This is a genomic window from Priestia sp. D51, assembly GCF_053345675.1.
Genome location: NZ_JBLTIR010000020.1, coordinates 19804 through 31668, shown reverse-complemented (window position 1 = coordinate 31668; position 11865 = coordinate 19804). Strand labels below are relative to the sequence as shown.

The 11865-nt window shown below is 37.9% G+C and carries 4 protein-coding genes; 2 read left to right on the top strand and 2 right to left on the bottom strand.

All coding sequences use genetic code 11. The features are described from left to right. Positions 1-6772, bottom strand: a 6772-nt coding sequence (locus ACNHOZ_RS28285; protein WP_447697432.1) for a tandem-95 repeat protein, incomplete at its 3' end; no start/stop codon positions are given. Positions 6773-6948: 176 nt separating this feature from the next. Next, on the bottom strand, positions 6949-7842 hold the full coding sequence (locus ACNHOZ_RS28280; protein ID WP_098113942.1) for a transcriptional regulator: 894 nt from the start codon (positions 7840-7842) through the stop codon (positions 6949-6951). 987 nt (positions 7843-8829) lie between these two features. Here ACNHOZ_RS28280 and ACNHOZ_RS28275 point away from each other — a divergent pair. Together ACNHOZ_RS28275 and ACNHOZ_RS28270 are read left to right on the top strand one after the other, a co-directional pair. Beyond that, the gene (locus tag ACNHOZ_RS28275) at positions 8830-10206 is read left to right on the top strand and encodes a replication initiation protein (RefSeq protein WP_342837771.1); all 1377 of its coding nucleotides are present in this window, start codon (positions 8830-8832) and stop codon (positions 10204-10206) included. 193 nt (positions 10207-10399) lie between these two features. After that, on the top strand, positions 10400-11332 hold the full coding sequence (locus tag ACNHOZ_RS28270) for a tyrosine-type recombinase/integrase (protein ID WP_447697431.1): 933 nt from the start codon (positions 10400-10402) through the stop codon (positions 11330-11332). Positions 11333-11865: the final 533 nt, after the last annotated feature.

Sequence of the window (11865 nt, the reverse complement as noted above, 5' to 3'; positions counted from 1 at the left end):
TATACGTGAATGTACCATCTGGATTTACCACTGCCACTCCGTTTGTTGGCGGATCTTGTAAGCTGTACGTCAGCACCTCTCCATCTGGATCAAACGCTGTAATTTGACTCGACACTGGCGTATCTTCGGTTGTAACCAACGTCACCACCACCGGACCTACTGGTGGATCATTTACTGGCAGAACCGTAATCGTGATGGTGGAGATGGCTGTTCCTCCTTGGCCGTCGCTTACTAGTACGGTAAATTGGTCAGTTCCATTAAAGTTTGCATTCGGTGTATAGGTATACATCCCATCTAACCCTACGTTTACTATTCCGTTCACTGGAGCATTTTGTAACGAATAATCCAGCTGATTACCATCAATATCAGTTGCAATTACCATAGAAGTTACAGGTGTGTCTTCGTTAGTCGTCAACTGATAATTTGGAACAATTGGAGAATCATTTATTGGAATAACTGTAACGATAACTGATGCAGTAGCATTTCCTCCTAAGTTATCAGTTATATATACTACAAAAGCATCTGAACCGTTAAAGTTTGCATTCGGTGTATACGTAAATATTCCTGTATTAGAATCAATTGTTACTACTCCATTAATGGGTGGGTTTTCAATAGTGTAAACAAGTGGATTTCCATTTACATTAGTAGCAATTACTTGATTTGTTACTGGTGTGTCTTCATCAGTAGAGATTTGCAAATCCTGTGAAGTTGTAGTTCCGTTTGTTTCAAGGACCGTTACAAAAATAGTCGATAGTGCAGTGGCTCCTTCTGGGTCTATTATTAATATGGTGAATTGATCATTACCTATGAAATTGTTATTAGGTGTATAAATGAATGTACCATCTTGATTTATGACGGCTTCACCATTATCTGGATTTTGTTGAAGAGTATAGGTTAGAGTAACGTTGTCAGGGTCTGAAGCAGGTATGCTGCTTGTAACAGGAAGATTAATGGTCGTTGTAACAGCTCTATCTCCTCCTACTGGCGGATCGTTTACAGGCACTATTGTTAAGGTCACAGTAGAAAGGGAAGTTCCTCCTTTACCATCTGATACCAGCACACCAAAAGTATCCATTCCGTTGTAATTTAAATTTGGTGTATAGGTAAATACTCCATTTGCCCCTAATACAACACTTCCATTTGACGGAGGCGGATTCAGCAAAGTAAATGTCAACGGATCCCCATCTGGATCAAAAGCTGGAATTTGATTTGTAAGAGGTGTATCTTCATTAATTGTAAATGCTAAATCAGCGGTGATTGGAGGGTCATTCACTGGAATTACGTTTATTGTAACGGTCGAAACCGCCGTTCCCCCCTGACCATCTGACACCAATACCGTAAATTGATCTGTCCCATTAAAATCTAGGTTTGGCTGGTAGCTAAATGTTCCATCTCCATTCACCACAGCTACTCCGTTTACTGGCGCAACCTGTAGCTGATAACTAAGAGGATTTCCATCCACATCTGTCCCTACCACTACTCCTACCACAGGACTATCTTCCTGCGTGCTGAACGTGTAGTTCGGCACCGTTGGTGCATCATTCACTGGCGTGACTGTTACCGTCACCGTTGAAACTGCCGTGCCGCCTTGACCATCGGACACCAACACTGTAAACTGATCCGTCCCATTAAAGTTCAGGTTCGGCTGGTAGCTAAACGTTCCATCCGTATTCACCACGGCCACTCCGTTGCCCGGTGCCGTTTGTAGGCTAAACGTTAACGGATTTCCATCGGGATCTACCGCCACTACTTGATTGATTAACGTGCTATCTTCCGCAATCGTAAAACTAACATTGGACGTAATTGGGGGATCATTGACAGGGATAACGTTGATGGTCACCGTTGAAACCGCCGTTCCTCCCTGACCGTCTGACACCAATACCGTAAACTGATCCGTCCCATTAAAATTCAAGTTTGGTTGATAACTAAACGTTCCATCTGCATTCACTGCAGCTATTCCATTTGTTGGACCATTTTGCAACTGATAACTAAGAGAATTTCCATCCACGTCCGTTCCTACCACTGCTCCTACCACAGGGCTGTCTTCTTGCGTACTAAACGTGTAATTTGGCACCGTCGGTGCATCATTCACTGGCGTGACTATTACCGTCACCGTTGAAACTGCCGTGCCGCCTTGGCCATCGGACACCAACACTGTAAACTGATCCGTCCCATTAAAGTTCAGGTTCGGCTGATAACTAAACGTTCCATCCGTATTCACCACGGCCACTCCGTTGCCCGGTGCCGTTTGTAAGCTAAACGTTAACGGATTTCCATCGGGATCTACCGCCACTACTTGATTGATTAACGTGTTATCTTCCGCAATCGTAAAGCTAACATTGGACGTAATTGGGGGATCGTTAACAGCGATAACATTAACGGTCACCGTTGAAACTGCCGTTCCTCCCTGACCGTCTGACACCAATACCGTAAACTGATCCGTCCCATTAAAATTCAAGTTTGGTTGATAACTAAACGTTCCATTTGCATTTACTACGGCAATTCCATTTGTTGGCCTATTTTGCAGCTGATAGCTAAGAGAATTCCCATCTACATCGGTCCCTACGACTGCTCCTACCACAGGACTGTCTTCTTGCGTACTAAACGTGTAATTTGGCACTGTCGGTGCATCATTCACTGGCGTGACTATTACCGTCACCGTTGAAACTGCCGTGCCGCCTTGACCATCGGACACCAACACTGTAAACTGATCCGTCCCATTAAAGTTCAGATTCGGTTGATAACTAAACGTTCCGTCCCCATTCACCACAGCTACTCCGTTTCCTGGCGCTGTTCGCAGGCTAAACGTTAACGGGTCTCCGTCAGGATCTACTGCCACTATTCGATTAATTAACGTGCTATCTTCCGCAATCGTAAAACTAACATTGGACGTAATTGGGGGATCGTTTACGGGGATGACATTAATCGTTACTATTGAAACCGCCGTTCCTCCTTGGCCATCTGAGACTAATACTGTAAATTGATCACTTCCATTAAAATTTAGATTTGGCTGATAACTAAATGTGCCATTTGCATTCACTGCAGCTATTCCATTTGTTGGACCATTTTGCAGCTGATAACTAAGAGGATTTCCATCCACGTCCGTTCCTACCACTGCTCCTACCACAGGGCTGTCTTCTTGCGTACTGAACGTGTAATTTGGCACCGTCGGTGCATCATTCACTGGCGTGACTATTACCGTCACCGTTGAAACTGCCGTGCCGCCTTGGCCATCGGACACCAACACTGTAAACTGATCCGTCCCATTAAAGTTCAGGTTCGGCTGATAACTAAACGTTCCATCCGTATTCACCACGGCCACTCCGTTGCCCGGTGCCGTTTGTAAGCTAAACGTTAACGGATTTCCATCGGGATCTACCGCCACTACTTGATTGATTAACGTGCTATCTTCCGCAATCGTAAAACTAACATTGGACGTAATTGGGGGATCATTAACAGGGATAACATTAACGGTCACCGTTGAAACTGCCGTTCCTCCCTGACCGTCTGACACCAATACCGTAAACTGATCCGTCCCATTAAAATTCAAGTTTGGTTGATAACTAAACGTTCCATTTGCATTCACTGCAGCTATTCCATTTGTTGGACCATTTTGCAGCTGATAACTAAGAGGATTTCCATCTACGTCCGTTCCTACCACTGCTCCTACCACAGGACTGTCTTCTTGCGTACTAAACGTGTAATTTGGCACCGTCGGTGCATCATTCACTGGCGTGACTATTACCGTCACCGTTGAAACTGCCGTGCCTCCTTGGCCATCGGACACCAACACTGTAAACTGATCCGTCCCATTAAAGTTCAGGTTCGGCTGGTAGCTAAACGTTCCATCCGTATTCACCACGGCCACTCCGTTGCCCGGTGCCGTTTGTAAGCTAAACGTTAACGGATTTCCATCGGGATCTACCGCCACTACTTGATTGATTAACGTGCTATCTTCCGCAATCGTAAAACTAACATTGGACGTAATTGGGGGATCATTGACAGGGATAACATTAACGGTCACCGTTGAAACCGCCGTTCCTCCCTGACCGTCTGACACCAATACCGTAAACTGATCCGTCCCATTAAAATTCAAGTTTGGTTGATAACTAAACGTTCCATCTGCATTCACTGCAGCTATTCCATTTGTTGGACCATTTTGCAGCTGATAACTAAGAGGATTTCCATCCACGTCCGTTCCTACCACTGCTCCTACCACAGGACTGTCTTCTTGCGTACTGAACGTGTAATTTGGCACCGTCGGTGCATCATTCACTGGCGTGACTATTACCGTCACCGTTGAAACTGCCGTGCCTCCTTGGCCATCGGACACCAACACTGTAAACTGATCCGTCCCATTAAAGTTCAGGTTCGGCTGGTAGCTAAACGTTCCGTCCCCATTCACCACAGCTACTCCGTTGCCTGGCGCTGTTTGCAGGCTAAACGTTAACGGGTCTCCGTCAGGATCTACTGCCACTATTCGATTAATTAACGTGCTATCTTCCGCAATCGTAAAACTAACATTGGACGTAATTGGGGGATCGTTTACGGGGATGACATTAATCGTTACTATTGAAACCGCCGTTCCTCCTTGGCCATCTGAGACTAATACTGTAAATTGATCACTTCCATTAAAATTTAGATTTGGCTGATAACTAAATGTGCCATTTGCATTTACTACGGCAATTCCATTTGTTGGCCTATTTTGCAGCTGATAGCTAAGAGAATTCCCATCTACATCAGTCCCTACGACTGCTCCTACCACAGGGCTATCTTCTTGTGTAGTAAACGTGTAGTTTGGCACCGTCGGTGCATCGTTTACAGGCGTTACTGTCACTGTCACTGTCGAAACTGCTGTTCCTCCTTGCCCATCTGACACCAACACCGTAAACTGATCATTTCCGTTGAAATTTAAATTGGGGGTATACGTGTAAGCTCCACTATTAGTTACGACAACTGTGCCGTTTGTTGGGGGAGATTGTAATTGGAAAGTAAGTAAGTCACCATCTACATCTGTAGCTTGTATCTGACCAACTAAAGGGGTATCTTCATTAGTAATAACTGCATAGTTTTGAGTAACGGGATTATCGTTTACAGGCGTATTTATAATGGTTACTACAGAAGTAGCTGTTCCTCCTTGCCCATCGTCTACAATAACTGTAAATTGATCTGTTCCATTAAAATTTAAATTGGGGGTATAGACAAATTGCCCATTAGGATTAACAGTTACTACTCCATTAGCCGGTCTCGTGCCAATACGGTAAGTTAGAGGGTTCCCGTCAATATCATTGCCAATGACTGTTCCAATTGCTACAGTGTCCTCCGGATTTGTAATAGTATAATTAGGAACTGTAGGAGGAGTGTTAATAGTTGTTACACTATTGACAGGAGAAGCACCTGATCCGGCTAATATATTTCCTGGTGTACTTTCAAATTGGTAATTAATAAAGACTTGATTACCAAGAGAAGAGATTGCTGTCAGAGGACCAACTACTCTAACCTGATATGTCAATACTCGAGTTTGGTTAATATTTAATGTACCAAGTGACAGGCCATTTCGGATATCTGCATTTGTCTGAGTAACTCCATCCACTTGCAAACTATTAGGAATAAAAGTTGTTGCTGAAGACAATGGATCTGTAGCTATTAGAACATTGGCAGAAGCTGTACCAGTATTACTTACTTGGACTGTATAAGTAATAATATCTCCTGTTCGAGCGGATGTAACATTGGCAGACTTTGATACATTTAAAACAGGTGCATTAATATCTACTTGAAGAGCTAAAGCACTAATAACGTAAGTATCTCCACTCGTCGTTCCACGTACGACGGCACTGGTTTGGTTATTTGATAAACGAGCTGAGACGTCAATATTGGTAATATCCCATCCCTGCCTCGCACCGGATAAGCTACCTCCTGGTGTGCTATTTAAACTGCCAAATTGTCCACTTGTATCTAATACACCACTATCATTATTAATTTGAGAAGCAAAAAAGTTATTTACAGGGTTATTCGGCCCCGAAACTGGTTGTAAAGCTGCAACCGTAGGGCCAAATTGGAGCTGATCACCTACTATAGCTGAATCCCCTTCAATAGCACTTACTAATAATCTACCATTTACTGTTCCTGTAATAGGCGTACCAAACCCAGTTACAGCTGCCGTAGAGCTTCCTGTAGCTGAACTTGTTAATTCTGCTCCAACAAAAATGGACAAGTTACGAGATTTCTGTAAAGGATCAGCATAGACTACGGCCAATGTCCATCCAGCTGCATTGGCATTGTTTTCTGTTGTACTTTGTGTTCCTGGAACTCCTAATACCGAATAAGTACCTGATTGAGAGATTAGGTTCGTAACATTTGCACTACGAACGTAATAAAAGCTTGAAGTTGTTAAGGTAAAACGTGTAGCCGTGTCTGGCTGCACGCTAACTGTTCTGGTAGGAGTAATAAAAGTCACAGCGTTATTTAAAGCTGCGCTAACATCTTCTCCACCATAAAGATAGCTTCCACCCCATATTAATTCTGCATAAAGAATTTGAGTAGTGGTAGATGGGATTCTTAAAACTGCACTAGAAGAGTTTTGTAGATAATTTGCCGTAGTTCCTGTAGGAAACGATCCATCTATGGAGCTTGGATTTACACTGAAAAAAGTTCCTATTGAGCCTGCTGTTCCAGGAGCATTAGCATTGGCTTGTTTATTTAAGCCAAAAGTGTTTCCTGTAAATGTAACAGCCCCATTAGCATTGGTTAAAAACCGATTAACATATGGCATTTACTCACCTCTGATAATAAAATAAATCGTAACAGTATATGTAAAGTACCAATAGAAATGTGTATATAGACCCGTCTTATTTTGGGTACAAAAGATAATAATTTTCAGATTGTTAAATCGTAACAACGCTCGTTCTGACTTAAAATATGTATAAATAATATTATCTGTTTTCTAATTTAGGAGTCTAAAAAGTTATAAAAAAGCCTACTCCCACCGTTTCGCTGAACTTCTTTTCTACGCTCAATCACAAATATTCCTCTAATCGTTCCAAAAAAATAAGCTGCAAAGTTAGTTTTTATACGATTGCTTTTATAAGCAAAAACAGTCTCTTTAAACGCTTGAACAGGAAGGAAACTTAAATCTTCCAGGGGCTTTTCTAAACAGCTCGCTTTGTAAGCTAATCGGACTTTTCTCCATAAATCATAAATATCATCTGCACATGAAAAAAAAGGTGTTACAGCATTTTTAAAAGATTTTGGTATGTAAGATGGTACATAATCAGACGAGAGTTTAAAATTAACATCATTACGTATATATTTATTTAAATCTTTTAAAGATAAATTATAGGTAGACTGTTTTTTTGTGTCTTTACTCTTACTCTCCCAAGCGTTCTCAGTATTTTCTGTTTTAACATCTGCTTCAACATTAGACTCTAAGTCAAGCTGTAAATACTTAACCCAGTGATTAAAAAAAGGGTGGTTCACAAATAAGTGCACTGGATTTCCCTTTCCATTGTTACGAGGGCAACGACGATATACAGTAATAATTTGTCCTTGTTTTCGTAGTTCTTTTAAATGACGATCGATTGTTCCTTTTGACTTTTCGTAGGTTTTACCTAAATATGTACTACCAGGAAAGCAAAATCCTTTTTCTGCAGCAAACCAACAAAGCCGATCTAAAGCTTTTCTAGTTCCTTCATGGAGGCGATAAAACTTTTCTCCGTAAAGGTTTATAATTTCTTTAAGTAATTTTCGTTTCATTGATTGATGTTGAGAACGGTTTTCTATGAAACTCTGATAATTTTTCATATAATCAAATTCTTCTGCGGTAAGCATACGTGTAGTAGACATTAGTCTATCCTCTCCTTTTCAGGAACAAAAAAAGACATCGCATCCCGTGAAATAGGAAAACGATGTCGGATTTTTTGACAGACTACGCCCTTGAAATAAATTTAATTATCCGATAAAATAAAGGCGTAACTAAATTTATGTATTAGGACTTCGACAGGTGTTTTCCCTAGTGGTTTTAGGGTTAACGGTGTAAGGGTGTTGGCGCACCACTTGCACACGTTGGAGTCTTTTTATATTCCGCACTGTTTTGGTGACTCTATTATACCGTCTATTAATCTTATAATTCAATAAGAATTCATGAACTCCTCATAAAACCTCTGTATTTTAACTATGATTAAAAATTGCTTCGTTTGGATATACTCCTAATATTCTAAAGAACTCACTAAAAATTTATCCCTTTACTTAATTATTAATCTTGAAAGTTGTAAAACAGTAAAACAACTACTATCTTATGTTGTTTTACTGTTTTACATATTGTTTTATATATTTGTTTTATTGTTTTATTGTTTTAGAACGTCTATAGACACTGATATTACAACGTTTATAAGCCTAAACTATCACTAATTTTGCGCGAACTATCACTAATTTTGCGTGAACTATCACTAATTTTGCGTGAAACTATCACTAATTTTGCGTGAAACTATCACTAATTTTGCGCGAACTATCACTAATTTTGCGTTTAAAATGCAAATATGGCTTAAGTATCACTAATTTTGCGTGAACAATCTAGATGTGCTTAAAGTATCACTAATTTTGCGTTTAAAATGCAGACATGCCTCAACTATCACCAATTTTGCGTATTAAAATGAAGATTGAGTTTAATAAATCAAGAATGAGTAAGGTTTCTAAAGTCAACAAACCTCATGAAGTATCACTAATTTTGCGTGATATTTAATTTCTAAGGACAGATTACTCTTTAACATGCAATTTACACAGTATCACTTTTATGATATTTTAGTGATAGTTTAGAAAAATATGGGGGATTTTATGAAGAAAACGACTGTCGTTCAACCATATGATCTGGAAAGTATAAATATAAAAAATTGGGTAACTAAATCAAACATCCTCATTGAGAGTACATATAAATTGTCTTTACAAGAGCAAAGAATTCTTTTAATCATGGCATCTAAAGTGCAGCCTAATGATGAAACGTTGAAGACCTATAGGTTTCGAGCTAAAGATTTCATCGAAATCGTAGGCAATAAGAAAGGTACTGGTTTTTATTCGTACCTAAAAGAAATTGTAAATGGACTTCAAACCAAAATTCTTACGATAAAAGAAAAAGGCAGACAAAGAAATTACAACTGGGTAATCACGTCTATCTATGAAGAAAACGAAGGGTACATAACATTACAGTTTCATCCTAGCTTAAAGTATCTGTTTTTAGAGCTTAAGGAGAAATTCACATCGTACCAATTAGAGAATGTAGTGAGACTCAATTCGGTCTATTCCATTCGTATATATGAGTTGCTTAAGCAATATGAGCGTCTGCGAAAAAGGGAACTCACTCTTGAAGAATTACGTCATTTTTTAGCTATTGAACCTACTAAGTATAAACAGTATGGTCATTTTAAAAGCAAAGTATTAGCAGTAGCTCAAAAAGAAATTAATAATAAAACGGATATCTACTTTGAATTCGTGGAAATAAAAACTGGTAGAAAAGTAACCTCCATAGAATTTATTATTACCAGTTCGCCTGCATTGAATGGTTCTAGCTCTACTCAAGAGAAAAAACTAGAATTAAATCAATCCTTCTCGAAGTTAGAAGACAACACAAACAGCCTTGAGAATGATTTAGCAGGCTTAGGGGTTAAGCCAGAAAAAATAGAGTGGCTTTTATCAGAATTTACACAAGACCACCTAGAAAGAAATATAAGATACACGCAAAATCGTTTGATTACAGGAGATGTGACTCACCCTCATTCCTACGTAGTAAAAGCGATTCAAAAAGATTATGCCCAGGTCTCACAGGAATCAAAACGCATTAACTCTAAAAAGGCTGCAAAAAAAGAATTAGTTCCAGATTTTATAGCACAAGCTAGAGATAAAAAACAAATTCTTAACGATGCAACTTTAAAAGAGAAGCAAGAATTATTTTTAAAAGAAAATGGAACTCAAATAGAATTTGAAGAAAAGCTCTTGCAGTTTCAAGAATTAAAAAGAATGCTGATTCTAAGTTCAGATCAACCTACCCAAGAAGAAATAAAAAAAGCCCAAGAAGCAGGCTTACAAGAAGTCATTCGAAATATGGAAGAAGATTATAATAAACGTGAAAAATTAGGCTTAGAACCAAGAATTGTTAAGGATTTTAAAAATAAAGAGTTAAAAAAAATGTATAAAAACTTTTTACAAAGTAAAGTTTAAATAGAAATTAGCTATAGAAAAAAAAGACGTGTAAAACCTTGCATTGCAGAGATGGCTTTTACGCGTCTTTTTTTTGAGCCCAGGTAAATTTAATATACATAAAGAAAAAGGAATCATTTTAGTAAGCTTGTTTAATCATTTTTGTTATAATGATAGTATATTAAATTTACCTAAAAGATTGGGTGTGTCTTATTTGAATAACTTTATTTTACTTGGAGATTTCTTATCTCATTTAGTTGAATCTAAGAAAAAATCTTCTACAATATCAATGTACAAGCATGATCTAAAACAGTTTTTTAAATGGTTAAATCAATCTCACCCTAATATCCCTTCAGAAACTTTGCCAGGAGACAAGAAATATTACGACGAATATTTTACCTATTTAAAAGAAAAAAACCTGTCAGAAGCTAATCTGAGGCGTGTAGCATCACATTTAAATGGCATGTTAAAGCATTATAGCCTCACAGATGATATTGGATTTTTACAAGCAACAACAAAAAAACAACGAGCATTAACTGATACTGATTTTATAACTGAATCGGATGCTTCAATCCTTTTAGATTCAGTTATAAGTCACAAACATTTAAATGATATTCAATTACAGATACATAAATACATAGGTCCGCGTAACCATTCCATGTTCATCTTAATGCTTCGTTACGGTCTTACCATTAACGAAGTTGTATCTTTAAATATACAAGACATTAACTTTGCACAGAATACATTAACGGTAAACACAAGCAAATCAAAACGCACCTTAGAGCTTTCTAAACAAGATAAGAAAATCATATATGATTACCTATTAACAATCCCTCTATTATTTAGACCTAAAGATTATACAAATGATCCGTTATTTATTTCTTTTCATCCTCAAAAAATGGTTTATTGGTATGATTACAATTTAAATAAACCTAAAAGGATTAGTATAATCGGTACAAAACGTATGATTGAAAGAGAAGTCAAACGTTCAGGTATACAAGCAATTGTAAGGTCTACTCACTTTCGAAACAGTTGTATACTTAACAAAATTCATGGTGGATATTCAAACGAACACATTATTTATTACTTTGGATTGTCCAGCCGCCATGCTTTATATCGATTTAAGCGATATCTAAAGACAAAATAAAATATTAAGTTCAACTTATTTTTTACCAAAACATCTTTTATATAAGTAATTTTTATTTTACAAGTTAAACTTAATTTTATTTTCACCTTAGTTAATTTTAGAAAAAATCATTAAGTTTAACTTAAGTTGAACTTAATGATCTACTTTTTAAAACAGTTAAATTTTAAAAAGTGGATTGCGATGGAAACAACCTTCTCAAGGATTACAAATTCAAAATTTCGCGGCCATGTCTTGGTTGTATAACAACGAATTTCTTGTAAAATGATCTAGAATTTAATTAGATTTATTATTCTCGGCTAAAATCTAGAAGAAGTTCACTCTAGATTCGTTAAAAACTCTTTATTTTCAATGGTTCATTGTATTTCTAGCTTTTGCTATAAAATTTAAATAACTTAGAAAAAATTAAGATTAATTTTAACTCGAAAAATAATTCTATAAGAATTGTATAAACAAAAAAGAAGTTCCATTAAACCAACGTAATAAATCCAGAAGATATAGGTATATAGGATTTATATTATCTTACACAAAATACT